This is a genomic window from Xanthomonas campestris pv. asclepiadis (assembly GCF_020784175.1).
GTDB classification, from domain to species: Bacteria; Pseudomonadota; Gammaproteobacteria; order Xanthomonadales; family Xanthomonadaceae; genus Xanthomonas; species Xanthomonas campestris_D.
Window position 1 is genome coordinate 41,724 of record NZ_JAJGQM010000036.1, and the last position, 16,381, is coordinate 58,104.

The window sequence follows — 16,381 nt, forward strand, 5'->3', positions numbered from 1 at the left end:
GTTGCGATGCGCCCGCCCCAGACCCTGCTGCTCAATACCACTGCCATCGAACTGTGGCCGGCAAACCTGCTGCGCGCGCGCAGCAACGCGGATGCGCGCGTGCTGGCACAGGCCGATTGGGTGCTGCGGCGCAAGCGTGACGGACGCTATCTGGCCGCGCATCTGCCGCAGGGCGTGATGCCGTTGATCCCGCGGCTGGCACGCGAGCCGGGTCTGGACGACGCGTTGGACCGGCTGCAAGCCACCGCTGCGCGCGCACGACAGGCACGGGGCGCAGTGCTGGCCATCGACGGCTTACAAAACCGCCTGACCCAACTCGGGCTGGACGCAGACGACTATGTGCAACGAACCGACCTGCAGCTGACCGCCGAGCCGGCGACCTTGCACTTTGCCGGGCACGATCGCTTCGATCGGCCGCTATGGCTCAGCGCCGGCGCCGCGCGTGCGTGGCGCTTCATGCGCGCCGCCGCATTGCACGCGGACATCGTGCTGGATGCCATCTCCGGCTACCGCAGCCACGATTATCAACTGGGCATCTTCGAGCGCAAGTTCGGGCGCGGGCTCACACTTGAACAGATCCTGGCAGTCAATGCCGCCCCCGGTTTCAGCGAACACCACAGTGGCGACGCACTGGATATCGGCACCCCGGGTGAACCGCCGGCAGAAGAATCGTTTGAGGCCACGGCTGCCTTTGCCTGGCTGAGCAGCCACGCACCGCGTTTTGGCTATCGTTTGAGCTACCCACGCAATAACTTGCACGGCATCGTCTACGAGCCGTGGCATTGGCGCTGGCATGCAGGCTGATGCATGCGACGGTCGCGCACAGGTCCCGTGCGCGATCACTCCTGCGAACGCGGTGTCGGCACCTTGGCGGCCACGCTGAAGTCGGCGATCTTCCACAGATAGAACGCGGCATAGCTGCGGTACGGGCCCCAGCGTTCGCCGCGGATGGCCAGTTCCTTCGGGGTCGGCATCTGCTCCTGCCTGTCCACGCGCTGGGCGCCCTTGCGCACGCCAAGGTCGTCGACGGGCAGCAGATCCGGACGGCCCAGGCGGAACATCAGCATCATTTCCACCGTCCAACGGCCGATGCCACGCACCGGTATCAGTGCCTGGACAATCGCTTCTTCGTCCATGAAGGCGAGCTTGCGCAGGGACGGAATCTCGCCATCGCGCTCACGGCGCGCCAGATCGCGCAAGGCCAGTGACTTGTTGCCGGAGACACCGCACGCACGCAGTGCTGCATCGTCGATGCGCCCGAGCGTATCTGCATGCAGGCGCGACGCACCGATGGCCACTTCCACGCGCGCCACGATCGTCGATGCGGCCTTGCCGCTGAGTTGCTGGAACAGGATCGCGCGCGCCAACGCATCCACCGGATCGAACGGCTTGCGCCAACCCGGCTGCGCGGCAATCGGGCCGATGCGCTTCATCCATGCACCCAGCGCGCGATCGCGCCGGGTCAGGTACGCGAATGCGGCCTCCACATCAAATCCGCGGGCGTGGCGCGACATGCTCAGCGCCTCAACGCGCCGATCGCCAGCACCACCCAGCCCAGCATCAGGCTGACCCCGCCGATCGGCGCCAGGCTGGTCGGCCAGTGCAACAACGCACCACCCACCAGACTGCCGGCAAACAGCAGCGTGCCGAGCAACAGCAGATACAGGCCGACCCGGCCAAGCGCGCGCGTCTCGGTGGCGCCGAGTACCGTCAGCACGGCGCCATGGCCGAAGGCGTACAGCGCTGCCAGTTGCAGCCGCGATTGCACCAGCGCATCGGCTACCCCGTGCGAGGCATAGGCCGACAGGCCCACCGCGATGGCAGCCAGCAAGGCGCCGCAAAACGCCAGCAGCGAAGGATGTTTCTTGCGACGTTCGAGCAGGGACATAAAGGCGATTCCATTGCAGCGCCGTAGCGCAAAAAAAAACGCGCCGCAGGACTGCGGCGCGTTTTCGTCTGGATCAGATCATCGCGGTGAGACGATTACTTGATGGCCCAGTAGACGTCGTAGGTACCGTCCTGCGTAAACGACTTGTCCACGCCGCCCTTCCACGACTCGTACGGACGCTCGGTCACGTCGTTGCCGTTGGTGGCAGCCCAGGCACGCAGGGAGCTACGCACTGCATCCAGGCCGGCCATGTGGCCTGCATAGGTCGCAAACGCGGAACGGTGTGCCTTGGTGCGCTCGTACTTGACCGGTGCTTCCGACGGGATGTTGACCTTCAACTCCTCGCCCGTGGCAGCAACCGGCGTTGCATCCACAGGTGCGGCAGCCGCAGCGTCGTCCTTCTTGGCATCGGCCTTGGCGGTGTCGGCCTTGGGGTCGGTCTTCGGCGCGCCACCGGCACGCTTGCGGACCGGCTGCACCACGTCGAAAGCGTACTTGTCGCTGGCAAAGTCGGTGGTCACGATGCGGACCGGACCAGCAGCCTCGAGGCCATTGGCGTCCATCACGCGCTTGATCCACTCCTGGTTGTCCTTGATCGACTTCTTGATCGTCTCGTTGTCACGATCGATGTTGCCCGCGGTGACGACCAACAGGTCCTCGGCCGGCACATCGACGAGCTTGAGATCGCTCAACACCGGCTTGCCGTCGAGCTGGGCACGGTAGTCGAAATTCGGCACGGTGGCCAGTGCGGTCGTCAGACGCGACAGACCCAGCTTCAGGTCGTCGCCCACGTGGCGGCTGACATATAGACCGGCATAACGACCGAACAGGTTCCAGCCGTACTTGACGCTGTAGTCCTGGGTGATCTTGACGTTCTTGTTGTTCTTGCCGGTCGGCGCAAGGGTGAAGTTGGTGACTTTGTCGTAGCCCTTGGTGGGATCGTCGATCGAAATCTCAACACGCTCGTTCTTGACGCTGTTGGCGATCTCCCAGCTGCCGTCGCCGATATAGCCTTCGGTGGAGCTGTATTCGACGCGTGCACCCTTGCCCTCGGTCGGGCCGACCAGCTTCAGCTGGATCTTCGGGTCACGCAGCACAAGCGGGTTCCAATCCTTGAAACGACGGAAGCTGTTCACGGTGTCGTAAACAATCGTCATCCTGCGGTTGGTCTCAACACTCTCGGACATCTGCCGCTCCGAGGGCAACACCAAGCCCACCACGACAAACAAGCCAGCCACGATCCCCAAGGCGATCAGGAACTCGATAATACGGGTCATTCAGGAGGTCTCCGGGGCCGATCCCACGGCCGGGTTGAGTGAAGCGAAGCCGCCATCCTAGCAGGCTTCGAGAAAGATGTTCAGTTGTGCGACGGGTAGCGCGGTCTTGCGGTGTCATCCACCGCGCAACTGCGCAGCCCATGACTGCGCAACCTCAACCTGCACAAGGGTTTGGGCAGATTGCGCGCAGCTATCATGCACATCGCGCGATGCCTGTGTGTGATGCGATTGCCGCCAGCGCGGTTTTCGTTCCTCCGGCAGCACGCATGATCGGCCTGGAAACGACCAGACCACCCCGCCACGCGCGTTGCCACACGCGCGGCGAAGCGCGCGCAGCGCCGCGCGCCGGCAGCTGCACCACCTGCGCTGCCGATCAGACCAATTGCAGCTCGAAGGCCTTCAGCACCGCACGGGTACGGTCGCGCACGCCGAGCTTGGACAGGATGTTGGAGACGTGATTCTTGATGGTGCCCTCGGCCACGCCCAGCGAGTTGGCGATCTCCTTGTTGGAGAAGCCGCTGGCCATCAGCCGCAGGATCTCGGTCTCGCGGTCGGTCAGCGGATCGGGCCGGTCCAGGCTGACGAACTCGTTGCGCATGTGCTCCAGGCCCGACAGCAGGCGCTGGGTCACCGCCGGCTGCACCAGCGAGCCGCCGTCGGCCACGGTGCGGATCGCGCCGACCAACTGTTCCAGCGAAACGTCCTTGAGCAGGTAGCCCTTGGCGCCGGCCTTGAGCCCGGCCAGCACCAGCTGGTCGTCGTCGAAGGTGGTCAGGATGATGGTCGGCGGCAGCGTGCCGTTGCGCGAGAGCATCTGCAGCGCCTCCAGGCCGGACATCACCGGCATGCGCATGTCCATCAGCACCACGTCGGGCTGGACCTGCGGGATCTGCTCGACCGCCTGCTTGCCGTCCGAGGCCTCGGCCACCACCTCGATGCCGTTATCCAGCGCCAGCAGCGAGCGGATGCCCTGGCGTACCAGGGTTTGGTCGTCGACCAGGCACACACGGATCATCAGAACACTCCTTGAGTCACGGCCGCAGGCATCAGTGCCGGCGCGCCTGGAACGGAGATGCGCAGGCCGAAGCCGTCACCCCGCCGGGTTTGAATCTCGAGCTGGCCACCATACTGGTTCAGCCGCTCGCGCATGCCGCGCAGCCCGTTGCCGGGCGCCACCGTGTCGGCGCCGTGACCATCGTCGCGCGCGTCGATCAACACGGTGTCGGCGTCGCGCCGCACCTGGATCCACAGGTTGCGCGCACCGGCATGGCGCACCGCATTGGTGATGATTTCCTGGGTACAGCGCAGCAGTACGTGGGCGCGCTCGGGGTCGTCCAGGGTCAGCGGCTGGGCGATGTCCAGATGGATGTCCAGCGACGGCACCTGGGTCACCAACGGGCGCAGGGCCGCTTCCAGGTCGATCGCGCCGCTGTCGCGCAGGTGGCTGACCGCTTCGCGCACATCGGTGAGCAGCAGCTTGGCCAGCGTATGCGCCTGGCGCACATGCTCCTGGGCCTGGCCGTCGGTGATGTGGCCGGCCACTTCCAGGTTCAGGCTCAGCGCGGTGAGGTGGTGGCCGAGCAGGTCGTGCAGCTCGCGCGAGATGCGGGTGCGCTCGTTGACGCGGGCGCTTTCGGCCAGCAGCGCGCGGGTGGCGCGCAGTTCGGCATTGAGCCGGCGCTGTTCCTCGCGGGCATCGGTCTGCTGGCGCGCGACCAGGCTGGTCACGAAGATGAACATCGAAAAGCCGCCGTACAGCAGCGACTGCATCAGTGCGGCGAACAGGGTGAAGTCCGGGCGCAGGTAATAGAACACCGGCAGCACCGCCAGCTGGCTGAGCACCAGCCAGGCCACGCCGATGCGTAGCGGCAGCAGCCAGGGGATCACCCCGGCCGCCACCATCATCAGGATGCTGCCCAGCCCGGTCCCGCTCAGATAGCTGACCGCCAGCGCGAAGATGGTCAGCAGCAGCAGGATCAGCCGGTCGTACCAATGCGCGTGGCCGCCGCTGCTCAGGCCGCGGGTCAGCCAGAAGTAGCTGGCACCGAAGCCGACGAAGAATGCCGACATCAGCAGGCCTTCGGCCACGCTGCGGTGGTCGCCCTCTTCGGCGGCCGGCCAATAGGTGTACACCAAGGGCATGGCGATCATTGCCCAGGTGAACAGGCCGGCGAAGCGCAGGACGCGCGTATGACTGAGGTATCCCAACATGCAGGCATCTTAGGCGCTCGCCGGGCGGCTGCCCTCTTGCCGGAAGTCATGCATACGCGTGGCATGGCGCGCCGACTTTGGCAGCAGGACTTACCAGCGTCGGCATGGTGCAGTCGGCTCTTGTGCCTGGCTGGCAGCACACGGCGGGTCGCCGCTTCAGGCCACGCATGCAATAATCCGACGCAGATCCGATTTCGGGTCGAGAGCGTTACCCCACGGAGTCCCAATGTCGATCGTTATCCGCGACGTGCGCGAGCACGAGCTCGATTCCGTCCTGGCCCTGAACAACAATGCCGGACTGGCAATCCTGCCGCTGGATTCAACCAAGCTGCAACGTTTCTACGAGCAGGCCGAATATTTCCGCGTCGCCGAGCGCGACGGCAACCTGGCCGGGTTCCTGGTCGGGTTCGGCAGCGGCAGTGCGCATGACAGCAGCAATTTCGCCTGGTTCCGGGACCGTCACCCGGAATTCTTCTACATCGACCGCATCGTGGTCGCCAGCCGCCGTCGCGGCGGCGGTGTCGGGCGTGCGTTCTATGCCGATGTGCAGAGCTACACCGAGTTGCGCTACCCGCAACTGGCCTGCGAAGTGTTCCTGGACCATGGCGCCGATGCGGCGTTGCTGTTCCATGGCAGCTTCGGCTTCCGCGAGGTCGGCCAGAACACCATGGCCGACGTCGAGGTGCGCGCCAGCATGCTGATGAAAGACATGTGCAGCTATCCGTGGGTCAAGGAGACCTATGCCGGCAAGTTGCCCGAGCAGTTGCCGTGGGTCGGCCGGCCGCGGCATGCCGCAGCCACCGACAACCCGTCGACGGGGAGCTGAGGCGTGGCGAGCGTGAATGTGGATTTCGAACAAGCCGGCGAACTGAAGATCGGCCAGGTGGGCATTGCCAACCTGCGCGTGCGCACGCTGGACGTGCCGCGCCTGGTGCGCGAGATGCGCGAGCGCGTGACCCGCGCGCCGAAGTTGTTCGGACGCGCGGCGGTGATCCTGGATTTCGGCGGGCTGTCGCAGGTGCCGGACCTGGCCACGGCCAAGGCGCTGCTGGACGGTCTGCGCGATGCCGGCGTGTTGCCGGTGGCGCTGGCCTACGGCACCAGCGAGATCGACCTGCTCTCGCAGCAGCTCGGGGTGCCGCTGCTGGCCAAGTTCCGGGCGCAATACGAGCCCACCGCGGTGAGCCCACCGCCTCCCCCACCACCGCCGGCGCGCGCCGAACCTGCCGCGCCCGTCGCACGCCCGGCACCTGGCCGCATGCAACGCAACGCGGTGCGCTCGGGCCAGCAGCTGTATGCGGAAAACTGCGACCTGACTGTCCTCAGTACGGTCGGTGCCGGAGCGGAGGTCATCGCCGACGGCAGCATCCATATCTACGGTACCCTGCGTGGCCGCGCGTTGGCCGGCGCCCAGGGCAACCCTGACGCGCGCATCTTCTGCCGCGACTTCCACGCCGAACTGGTTGCCATCGCTGGCCACTACAAGGTGCTGGACGATGTTCCCATGGACCTGCGTGGCAAGGCCGTCCAGGTCTGGCTGGAGCAGGATCAGATCAAGATCGCTGCGCTGGACTGACGCAGCCCAACCACAGAAATATTCGGAGAAATCCTTTGGCTGAAATCATCGTAGTCACCTCCGGCAAGGGCGGCGTTGGCAAGACCACCACCAGCGCGAGCCTGGCCTGCGGGCTGGCACGGCGCGGCAAGAAGGTCGCCGTCATCGACTTCGACGTCGGTCTGCGCAACCTGGACCTGATCATGGGCTGCGAGCGGCGCGTGGTGTACGACTTCGTCAATGTCGTGCATGGCGAAGCCACGCTCAAGCAGTCGCTGATCAAGGACAAGCGCTTCGACAACCTGTACGTGCTGGCTGCCTCGCAGACCCGCGACAAGGACGCGCTGACCCAGGAAGGCGTGGAGAAGGTGCTCAAGGACCTGGCCGCCGACGGCTTCGAATACATCGTCTGCGACTCGCCGGCCGGCATCGAGAAAGGCGCGTTCCTGGCGATGTATTTCGCCGACCGCGCGGTGGTGGTGGTCAATCCGGAAGTCTCCTCGGTACGCGACTCGGACCGCATCATCGGCCTGCTCGATTCCAAGACCCGCAAGGCCGAGCAAGGCCAGACCGTGCCGGCCTTCCTGCTGCTGACCCGCTACAGCCCGGGCCGCGTGGAAGGCGGCGAGATGCTCAGCATCACCGACGTGGAAGAAGTGCTGGGGCTGAAGGCCATCGGCGTGATCCCCGAATCCGGCGATGTGCTCAACGCTTCCAACAAGGGCGAGCCGGTGATCCTGGATGCCGAGTCCCCGGCCGGCCAGGCCTACGACGACGCGGTCGCCCGCATCATGGGCGAAGAGCGCCCGATGCGATTCATATCCGTGGAGAAGAAAGGCTTCTTCAGCAAGCTGTTCGGAGGGTAAGCATGGGCCTGCTCGATTTTCTCAAGAGCAAGAAGAACACCGCCGAGACGGCCAAGAACCGCCTGCAGATCATCATTGCGCAGGAGCGCAACCACCGCGGCGGGCCGGATTACCTGCCGCTGCTGCAGCGCGAATTGCTGGAAGTGATCAAGAAGTACGTCAACATCGACGCCGATGCGGTGCGGGTGGATCTGGTCAAGGATGGTGAGCATGACGTGCTCGATATTTCCGTCGCCTTGCCCGAAGACGGCGACAAGTAAGCGTCCCCTGCGGCACCGTGCTTCCACGGTGCCGCCTTGACGGCCCGAACCGACCGCGAGCCCTTGCGTGTGACCATCGATTCTTCCTCCAGCCCCGAGCCAGCCAGCGTGTTGTGCGTGGGCGATATCGGCCTGGATGCACCCGCCGCCCTGCTCGCCGGTTATGGTCTGCGCCTGCATCGGGTGGAGGCCGGGGCACCGATCCCCGGCAGTTTCTGGGGCGAACCGGAGGCTGGCATTATTGGCTGCGATGTCTATGTGCGTGACGACACGCCGGTGCATTCGCTGCTGCACGAGGCCGGGCACCTGATCGTCCTGCCGGCCGACAAACGCGCGGCCGTGCATACCGACGCCACCGATTCGGTGGATGAAGAAGACGCCACCTGTTACCTGCAGATCCTGCTGGCCGAGCAATTGCCGGGCGTGGGCAGCGCGCGCCTGATGGCCGACATGGACATCTGGGGCTACACCTACCGGCTCGGATCCACGCGCGCCTGGTTCGAGCAGGATGCGGACAATGCGCGCAGCTGGCTGCTCGCGCGCAACCTGTTGCCGCAGTAACGCCGGATTGCCGCTGCCTGATCGTCAGGCCGTGGCGTGCCTGCGGGCCGGCTTATATAGGCTGCCAGCATGCAGCCCCAGAATCGAACCAGTGGCCACGCACTGCAGTGGCACTGCACTGCGTGGCACAAGCAGGCCGCAGACGACGGTGTCGTCGGCATCCGCACAGACCATGCCGAGTGCCTGCGCGTGAAACATGCCGGCTGCCGTCTCCGTGCAGGTCGCGCGCATCGCCAGGCGCGGCGTTTCGTAGCACTGCAGGTCACCCCGCGCAGCATCACTACGACGCAGACATCTCCTCAACGCCAGGCCGCGTAGGCATGCAGCGCATGCACAGCCTGTTTCTCAACACGGTGCTGCTGGGCGGCACCGCAGCCGATAAATTGTCGGCCGCACAGGCGGCCGGCTTCGATGCGGTCGAGTTGTGGGAACAGGACCTGCAGCAGTTGGCGCGATCGCCGGCGCAGGTGCGCGGCGCCCTTCAACAGCTAGGGCTTGCACTGACCGACTACCAGGTGCTGCGCGATGTGGACGGTGCCACTGACGCGCAACGCGACCGGTGCCGCACGCACGCGCTGCAGATGCTGGAAACCGCCGCCGCGTTGGGCGCGGGCGTGGTGCAGGCACCGGCCAACACGCGTGCCGACGCCGTGCCTGCACGGATCGTCGAGGATCTGCGCTGGCTGGGCCGTGCCGCGGCCGAGCACGGCCTGCGCATCGCCTACGAACCGATGGCGTGGAGCACGGTCAATCACACCCTGCCTGCCGCGTGGGCAAGCGTGCGTGCCAGCGGCGTGGACAACATCGATCTGGTGGTGGATGCCTACCACCTGTTCGCGCCAGGCCGCGGGCTGGACGACCTGGACGCCATCCCGGCCACGCGCATCGCCAACGTGCAGTTATGCGATGTGGCGCAGCCGGTGGCGCCAGGTGCGCTGGCCGCAGTGGCGCGGCATGCGCGCCTGCTGCCGGGCGAAGGCTGCTTTCCGCTGTCGGCGCTGTTGCGGCGCCTGGCCGGCATGGGCTACACGGGACCGATCGGCATCGAGGTCTTCAACGATGTCCGCAAGGCCGCCGCGGCCCCGGCCACCGCGGCGGCGGCGATGGCCGCACTGCGCAGCTGCCTTGAGCGTGCCGGCGCTTAGCTGCGCTGCGCGCCGCTGAGATCCAGCGTCACCACCGTGCCCTGTCCCGCGCTGGAATCCAGGTGCAGATGCCAGCCCAGATGCTCGCAGAGCCGTCCGATCAGTTCCAGCCCGATGCCGTTGCCCTGGCGTGCGTTGTCGCGCGCCAGCCGCGCGTAGATCGCACTGATCTCCTCCGGCGTCATGCCGTGGCCCGGGTCGGCAATGCGCACCACACCTGGTGCCGATAGCGAAACGCGGATGATGCCGCGGTCGCTGTTCTCGATTGCGTTGCGCAACAGATTGCCGATGGCGGTCTGCACGATCGCCACCGGTGCGGTGAGGCTGCACGGCGGAAGCGGGTCGGTGAGTACCTGCAGATCCTTGTCGGCGAGCAGATGCGCGTGGTCGGCGACGATCTCCGGCAGCAACTGGTCCAGACGCAGCGTATCGCTGCTGCGCGTCAGCCGGCCGGGGTCCTTGGCCAGCACCAGCAACAAGGTGATCAACTGCTCCACCGCGGCACTGGTCTGCGCGATGCGCTCCAGTTGATGACGCACCGCCGGCGGTGTGCCGGGTTGTTCCAGCGCCAGTTCGGCGGCGTTGCCGATCACCGCCAGCGGAGTGCGCAACTCGTGGCTGGCACTGTCGATAAAGGCGCGTTCGCGTTCGACGAACTGGCCGTTGCGATCGAGATAATCGTTGAGCGCATCGGCAATCACGTACAGCTCGGCGCTGCCCTGCGGGCCAACAGCAATGCGTTGTGCACGCCGCTCCGGACGCAGCGCACCGATGTCGCGCGCCAGCTCCACCAGCGGGCGCACCAGCCGCGCCATCGCATACGTGCCCATCAACAAGGTGATGCCGATCAACGCGACACCGGCAGCCAGCATCCAGCGGGTGATGAACTGTTCGAGCGCTTCAAAGTCGGTGATATCCAGCACCAGCGCCAGGCGCCCGGCATGCGGCGTGTCGCGCACCATCACCGCGCTCTGGCGGCCGGCGATCTCCAGCTCGTCGTGCAGGCCGGGATGCAGCGTGCGCAGGACCGGCGGCACCGCCGCGCTGCCGTCGACGCGATACAGCCGCAAGGTATCCGAGTCCTGCCAGTGGTAATCCGGACTCTGCGCACTGCGATCCAGGATGCTGTCCAGCTCCGAATTCAACAACGAGCGCCACACGCCATGTTCTGCGCGTTCGTGCAGATACTGCGCAGTGCCGAACACCGCCAGCACCATCAGCAGCGTGTAACCGAACAACCACACCAGCACGCGACGGCCCAACGGGCGCTGCTTAACCATCGCGGCACTCGCCCGTAGCCAGATCGCCGGCACCTTCCAGCGGCGCCAGACGATAGCCCAGCCGCGGCAGGGTGTGGATCAGTTTCTGCGCGAACGGGCCATCCACGCTGCGGCGCAATTCGTAGATATGCGAGCGCAGCATGTCGCCATCGGGCGGGTCGTCACCCCATAGCGATTGCTCCAGCCGCTGCCGGGTGACGGCGGCGGGGCTGGCCTGCATCAGCACTTCCAGCAACTTGCGGCAGGCCGGATACAGGTGCAGCACCTGTCCGGCGCGGGTGGCTTCCAGCGTGGACAGATCCAGGCGCAGATCGGCCACCTGCAGCAACTTGCCGCGTCGGCGCCCATGCGCACGTGCCAGCAGGGCCTCGATGCGGACTTCCAGTTCCGGCAGCGCGAACGGCTTGGTCAGATAGTCGTCGGCACCGGCGCGGAAGCCGGCGATCTTGTCGGGCAACTCGTCGCGGGCGGTGAGCATGATCACCGGCAATTCGGACTGGTGCTGCTCGCGCAGGCGGCGCAGTACTTCCGGGCCGTCCATGCGCGGCATCATCCAGTCCAGCACCAGCACGTCGTAGTGCTGGGTGGTGGCCAGATGCAGGCCGGTGACGCCATCGGGCGCGGCGTCCAGGGTGTGCCCGCGCGCTTCGAAATAGTCGAACAGGTTGGCAACCATATTGCGGTTGTCTTCGATGACCAGCAGCCGCATGAGCGCGTTTCCAGAGCGGCCCGGCAGGGACGATGTGCGCATCCTAACCGAGCCTGGCCGAACACAGCCGCTCTCGACGGTTCCGACAAAATTCCGACCTGCTTGCCGGATAGTGTGGCGCCCACCGATCAGGGCGTGCGCGTGTCGCCTGCCATCTCCGCCGCCATTTCCCGCCAGCGTGCGTTGCTTGCCGCCGTGCTGCTGATCGTCGTCAGCCTGCTGGCTGGTCTGGGCCTGCGCCAGCCCAATCCGCCGGACGAGCCACGCTTTGTGCTGGCCGCGCGCGGCATGGTCGAGACCGGCCAGTGGTTGCTGCCGCATCGCGGCCGCGAACTGTATGCCGAAAAGCCGCCGGTGTTCATGTGGTTGCAGGCGGCCAGCTACGAGCTGGTACCGCACTGGCCTGTCGCGTTCCTGCTGCCGTCGCTGCTGGCTGCGCTCGCCACGTTATGGCTGACCTGGGACACCGCGCGGCGGTTGTGGAACCGGCGCGTGGCGCGGCATGCGGTACTGGCGTTGTTTGCGGTGCTGCAGTTCGGCCTGATGGCCAAGCGTGCGCAGATCGACATGGTGCTGGTGGCGCTGACCACGCTGTCGTTGTGGGGGATGCTGCGACATCTGCTGCGCGGGCCGGATTGGCGCGCATGGACGCTGGGGGTGTTCGCAGCCGGCGTGGGGACGGTGACCAAGGGCGTGGGCTTTCTGCCATTGCTGCTGTTGCTGCCGTGGATGGCGCTGCCGCCCAGGCACTGGAGCGTGCTGCCGGCACGCGCACAGGCCGGGCGCAGCTGGTTGCTGGTGCTGCCGGCGTTTCTGGCCGGCACTGCGGTATGGCTTGGTCCGCTCGGCATCGCGTTATGGCAGAACAACGACACGGCGCTGCATGCGTACGCGCACGAGTTGTTGTTCAAGCAGACCGGTACCCGTTACGCGCATGCCTGGCATCACGTCAAACCGACCTGGTACTACCTGCAGGTGATCGCCACGCTGTGGTTACCAGGTTGTCTGTTGTTGCCAGGGCTGCTGCCGGCGTGGTGGCGCCGGCTGCGGCGCGGCGATCCGCGCTATCTGTTGCTGCTTGCCTGGAGCCTGCTGGTACTGGTGTTTTTCAGCGCCAGCCCGGGCAAGCGCGAGGTCTACATCTTTCCGATGCTGCCGGCCCTGTGCATTGCCGCGGCACCGCTGCTGGCCGGGCTGCTGCGTCGTCGGGGCGTCCGTGTGCTGCTGACCGGCTATGTCCTCCTGCTCGCAGTGGCGGCATTGGCACTGGGGTGCGGTATTGCCTTGCATCTGCACTGGGCAGAAAACACCGCCTTGCAGCGCGGAATGGAGTTGGCCTCGCTGCAGTCGGTCGGTGTCTGGTTGATCGGCCTGGGCGTGGTCGGCCTGGCGGCAATTGCATGGTCGCGTGGCAAGCACACCGGCACCGCGGTGGTGGTGGTGACCGCCGCACTATGGAGCGTGTACGGCCTGGGCTTGATGCGCGCACTGGACCCCTACAGTTCTGCCGCTGGCTTGATGCAGCGCGTGGGACAGCGCATTGGCCCGGAGGCCGAGCTCGGCATGCTGGCCTGGCGCGAGCAGAACATGCTGCAGGCGGATCGACCGGTCACCGACTTCGGCTTCAAGGCGAGTTGGCAGCAGCAGTGGGCCAAGGCAGGTCCTTGGCTTGCACACGCACCTGAGCGTCGTTGGCTGTTCGTCCTCAAGCAGGCGGTACCGGCGTGCATCGATCCGGCACAGCGGATCGATATTGGCGAGTCCAACCGCAATCAATGGCAGTTAATACACGGAACGGCATGGCATGCCGGCTGCGTTGCAACCGCCTCCGACAGCGACCCTGGCGGTGGCGACAGCGAGACAGACTGAACGCCGGGTAGCGCGTTAACCGCCGGGCAACTCCGGTCCGACCGCTTTCCGACATGCCGCTTTCGAAGATGCCGGGCATAGACCACCGGCCGATGCTTCGATGACCACGCTTCCCGTATACGCACCTGCCCTGGCGCGCACAGCCACTGTTGCGCAAACCCGCTTTCTCATTCGGCATCTGTGGCTGCCGCTGGCCGGTGTGCTGGTGCTCAGCGCGTTGTTGATGGGAGCCGGCGGCGACCAGTGGATTGCCGATGCGCTGTATCGGCTGGAAGGTGGGCACTGGCTGCTCAAGGACCACTGGTTCACCAGCGGCGTGATTCACCGTGTCGGCAAATGGTTGAGCACCGCTGGCGCTGTCAGCGTGCTGGTGCTGGCGCTGGTTGCCTGGTACCGGCCGCGCCTGCGTGTGCTGCGCTGGCCACTGACGTATCTGGCTGCATCGATCGCACTGTCGACCTCGCTGGTGTCCTTGCTCAAGTCGTGGACGGCGATGGATTGCCCGTGGGATCTGAGCCGTTACGGCGGCACCCAGCAAATGATCGGGCTATTCGAATCGCGCCACGGCATTGCTGCGTCCGGTTGTTTTCCTGCAGGCCACGCCAGCGCCGGTTATGCATGGGTGGCGCTGTATTTCTGTGCGCTGGCACTCCGTCCTGCGTGGCGTGTTCCTGCATTGTGGCTGGGCATCGCGGCAGGCTTGTTGTTCGGGATTGCGCAGCAATTACGCGGCGCGCATTTCCTGTCGCACGACCTGTGGTCGCTGGCGGTGTGTTGGGGAACTGCACTTGCACTGTACTGCGTGATGCTGGCTCGACCGCATCGCGCCAATGTTGTGGTGTTGCAATCGGGGGATGCAGCATGAGTACCTATCTACCGCAATCGCGTGGATTCAAGCGCCTGCGCGCACTGAGTTGGACGACGAGACCGACGGTCTCGACCGAGACCCTGGTGCTGTTGTCGAGTCTGTTCTTCGCACTGGTGTGCAACCAGCTGTTCTGGCACACGGCCATGGCCACGCATCCGGGCAGTCTCGGGTTTGCCATCTCGTTGATGGCCTTGCTGGTGGCCGTGCATGCGTTATTGCTGGGCCTGCTGGTGTGGCGCTGGAACGCCAAGCCGCTGTTGACGCTACTGCTGTTCACCACCGCGCTGGCTGCGCACTACATGGACAGCTACAACGTCTACCTGGATGCGGACATGCTGCGCAACGTGCTGCATACCGACCACAAGGAATCGCGCGAACTGCTCACGCCCGGCTTGATCCTGCCGCTGCTGTGCTACTTCCTGATTCCGGCCACGCTGTTGTGGCGCACGCGCCTGCAAGCACGCAGCATCGGCAGATCATTGGCAATCCGCGCCGGCTTCTTGCTGGTGGTGGCAGTGGTTGGCGCGGCCGGCGCGATGCTGTCGTCGCAGGACGTCTCGGCGTTGATGCGCAATCACCGCGAGGTGCGTTACCTGGCCACGCCGATCAACTACATCGTGGCACTGCGGCAGAACCTCAAATCCGATTCGCCGATCAAGCATGCGCCCAAGCAACCGGTCGAACACGATGCCATGGCCACACCACGTGCACCGGGCAGCCGTCCGCGCCTGCTGCTGGTGGTGCTGGGCGAAACCGCACGTGCGCAGAACTGGGGCCTCAATGGCTATGCGCGCCAGACCACGCCCGAGCTGGCCCAGGCCGGAGTGATCAATTTTCCTGACATGCATTCCTGCGGCACCAGCACCGAGGTCTCGGTGCCGTGCATGTTCTCGCCGTTCGGCCGCCGCGATTACAACGAGGACACGATCCGCGGTCACCAGTCGCTGCTGCATGTGCTCGAACATGCCGGCATTTCCACGCTGTGGCGCGACAACCAGTCCGGCTGCAAGGGCGTCTGCGATGGCCTGGACATCCAGAAGCTGGACGATGCCACCACGCCAGGGCTGTGCGCCGATGGCCGCTGCATGGACGAGATCCTGCTGAGCGACCTGGCTGCGCAAGTGCGCGCAAAGCCCGGCGACCGCGTGGTGGTGCTACATCAACTCGGCAGCCACGGGCCGAGTTACTTCGAGCGCTACCCGGCACAGTTCGAGCGCTTCAAACCGGTGTGCAAGACCGCTGACCTGGGCAGTTGCAGCCGCCAGAACATCGTCAACGCCTACGACAATTCCATCACCTATACCGATCACTTCCTCAACCAGGCCATCCACACGCTGCGCGGGCTGCAGGACTACGACACCGCGATGATCTACCTCTCCGATCACGGCGAATCACTCGGAGAAAAAGGCCTCTACCTGCATGGCGTGCCATACGCGATCGCACCCAAGGAACAGACCCACGTGCCGATGGTGATGTGGTTCTCGCCGGAGTTCGCGCGCGACCGCGGCCTGGACGAAACCTGCCTGCGCCACCGTGCCGGCCAGTACACCGACCAGGACGCGCTGTTTCCGTCGGTGCTCGGGCTGATGCAGGTCAAGACCAGCGCCTATGCACGTGAGCGCGATCTGTTCGCGCAATGCACGGGATAGACACGACTGGATTTCTTTAAAGCATGGTTTATCGGAGGCACGGTGCCCCCACCGCTCGCGGGACATGCCGTGAACCCGTCCCTGGGGACCGTGTGGCGAGGACACCGCACCAGAAAAAATTTGCCGATTGCTTTGTTGAAACCCATGGGCACCGACAATCTCGACAGGTCCTTGCCCGCCCACCGTCGCGGGACCTTGAGCGGCATGGATGCCGCGCCAGAGCCTTATCTGTTCGGATTCTGG

At 65.6% G+C, this 16,381-nt stretch carries 17 protein-coding genes; 10 read left to right on the plus strand and 7 right to left on the minus strand.

Features of this window, described 5'->3' with window-relative positions; translation table 11 throughout:
• Positions 1 to 6: 6 nt before the first annotated feature.
• Entirely contained in the window at positions 7 to 804 is a 798-nt protein-coding gene (locus LL972_RS15535; protein WP_228328353.1) for a M15 family metallopeptidase, read from the plus strand.
• A gap of 35 nt (positions 805 to 839) precedes the next feature.
• On the opposite strand, the gene LL972_RS15540 is transcribed toward LL972_RS15535, so the two are convergent.
• From LL972_RS15540 to LL972_RS15560, 5 genes are all read right to left on the minus strand, one after another.
• Positions 840 to 1,514: a DNA-3-methyladenine glycosylase family protein gene (locus LL972_RS15540; protein WP_228328354.1), complete on the minus strand. Its 675-nt coding sequence runs from the start codon at positions 1,512 to 1,514 to the stop codon at positions 840 to 842.
• Between the two features lie 2 nt (positions 1,515 to 1,516).
• Positions 1,517 to 1,888: a DUF423 domain-containing protein gene (locus tag LL972_RS15545; protein ID WP_228328355.1), complete on the minus strand. Its 372-nt coding sequence runs from the start codon at positions 1,886 to 1,888 to the stop codon at positions 1,517 to 1,519.
• 95 nt (positions 1,889 to 1,983) lie between these two features.
• Positions 1,984 to 3,165 (minus strand): SRPBCC family protein, encoded by a 1,182-nt coding sequence (locus LL972_RS15550; RefSeq protein ID WP_228328356.1) that lies wholly within the window; start codon positions 3,163 to 3,165, stop codon positions 1,984 to 1,986.
• A gap of 373 nt (positions 3,166 to 3,538) precedes the next feature.
• Positions 3,539 to 4,180 (minus strand): response regulator, encoded by a 642-nt coding sequence (locus LL972_RS15555; RefSeq protein ID WP_016901693.1) that lies wholly within the window; start codon positions 4,178 to 4,180, stop codon positions 3,539 to 3,541.
• Positions 4,180 to 5,376 carry a sensor histidine kinase gene (locus LL972_RS15560; protein ID WP_016901692.1) on the minus strand — a complete coding sequence of 399 codons (1,197 nt, stop codon included), beginning with the start codon at positions 5,374 to 5,376 and terminating at the stop codon, positions 4,180 to 4,182. Before LL972_RS15560 ends, LL972_RS15555 begins: the two co-directional genes overlap by 1 nt.
• A 226-nt stretch (positions 5,377 to 5,602) precedes the next feature.
• Between LL972_RS15560 and LL972_RS15565 the strand changes: the two genes are divergently transcribed.
• From LL972_RS15565 to LL972_RS15590, 6 genes are all read left to right on the plus strand, one after another.
• Positions 5,603 to 6,202 carry a GNAT family N-acetyltransferase gene (locus LL972_RS15565; protein ID WP_228328357.1) on the plus strand — a complete coding sequence of 200 codons (600 nt, stop codon included), beginning with the start codon at positions 5,603 to 5,605 and terminating at the stop codon, positions 6,200 to 6,202.
• 3 nt (positions 6,203 to 6,205) lie between these two features.
• Entirely contained in the window at positions 6,206 to 6,952 is a 747-nt protein-coding gene (gene minC / locus LL972_RS15570) for a septum site-determining protein MinC (protein ID WP_228328358.1), read from the plus strand.
• A gap of 35 nt (positions 6,953 to 6,987) precedes the next feature.
• Positions 6,988 to 7,797, plus strand: a complete 810-nt coding sequence (gene minD, locus LL972_RS15575; RefSeq protein WP_228328359.1) for a septum site-determining protein MinD — start codon at positions 6,988 to 6,990, stop codon at positions 7,795 to 7,797.
• A gap of 2 nt (positions 7,798 to 7,799) precedes the next feature.
• Positions 7,800 to 8,057: a cell division topological specificity factor MinE gene (gene minE, locus LL972_RS15580; RefSeq protein ID WP_005994583.1), complete on the plus strand. Its 258-nt coding sequence runs from the start codon at positions 7,800 to 7,802 to the stop codon at positions 8,055 to 8,057.
• 69 nt (positions 8,058 to 8,126) lie between these two features.
• Complete coding sequence (locus tag LL972_RS15585) at positions 8,127 to 8,618, plus strand: hypothetical protein (RefSeq protein ID WP_228328368.1); 492 nt, start codon at positions 8,127 to 8,129, stop codon at positions 8,616 to 8,618.
• A 329-nt stretch (positions 8,619 to 8,947) separates the two neighbouring features.
• Entirely contained in the window at positions 8,948 to 9,763 is an 816-nt protein-coding gene (locus LL972_RS15590; RefSeq protein WP_228328360.1) for a sugar phosphate isomerase/epimerase family protein, read from the plus strand.
• Here LL972_RS15590 and LL972_RS15595 read toward each other — a convergent pair.
• Both LL972_RS15595 and LL972_RS15600 read right to left on the minus strand, forming a co-directional pair.
• Positions 9,760 to 11,043: a sensor histidine kinase gene (locus LL972_RS15595; protein WP_228328361.1), complete on the minus strand. Its 1,284-nt coding sequence runs from the start codon at positions 11,041 to 11,043 to the stop codon at positions 9,760 to 9,762. The genes LL972_RS15590 and LL972_RS15595 overlap by 4 nt on opposite strands.
• Positions 11,036 to 11,752 (minus strand): response regulator transcription factor, encoded by a 717-nt coding sequence (locus LL972_RS15600; RefSeq protein ID WP_228328362.1) that lies wholly within the window; start codon positions 11,750 to 11,752, stop codon positions 11,036 to 11,038. Before LL972_RS15600 ends, LL972_RS15595 begins: the two co-directional genes overlap by 8 nt.
• A gap of 135 nt (positions 11,753 to 11,887) precedes the next feature.
• Here LL972_RS15600 and LL972_RS15605 point away from each other — a divergent pair, with 135 nt between their 5' ends.
• The 3 genes from LL972_RS15605 (at position 11,888) to LL972_RS15615 (ending at position 16,138) form a co-directional block, all read left to right on the plus strand.
• Positions 11,888 to 13,621, plus strand: a complete 1,734-nt coding sequence (locus LL972_RS15605) for an ArnT family glycosyltransferase (protein ID WP_228328369.1) — start codon at positions 11,888 to 11,890, stop codon at positions 13,619 to 13,621.
• A gap of 100 nt (positions 13,622 to 13,721) precedes the next feature.
• A complete protein-coding gene (locus LL972_RS15610) occupies positions 13,722 to 14,486 on the plus strand; it encodes a phosphatase PAP2 family protein (protein WP_228328363.1) in 765 nt (254 codons plus the stop codon).
• The gene (locus LL972_RS15615) at positions 14,483 to 16,138 is read left to right on the plus strand and encodes a phosphoethanolamine transferase (protein WP_228328364.1); all 1,656 of its coding nucleotides are present in this window, start codon (positions 14,483 to 14,485) and stop codon (positions 16,136 to 16,138) included. Before LL972_RS15610 ends, LL972_RS15615 begins: the two co-directional genes overlap by 4 nt.
• Positions 16,139 to 16,381 lie beyond the last annotated feature (243 nt).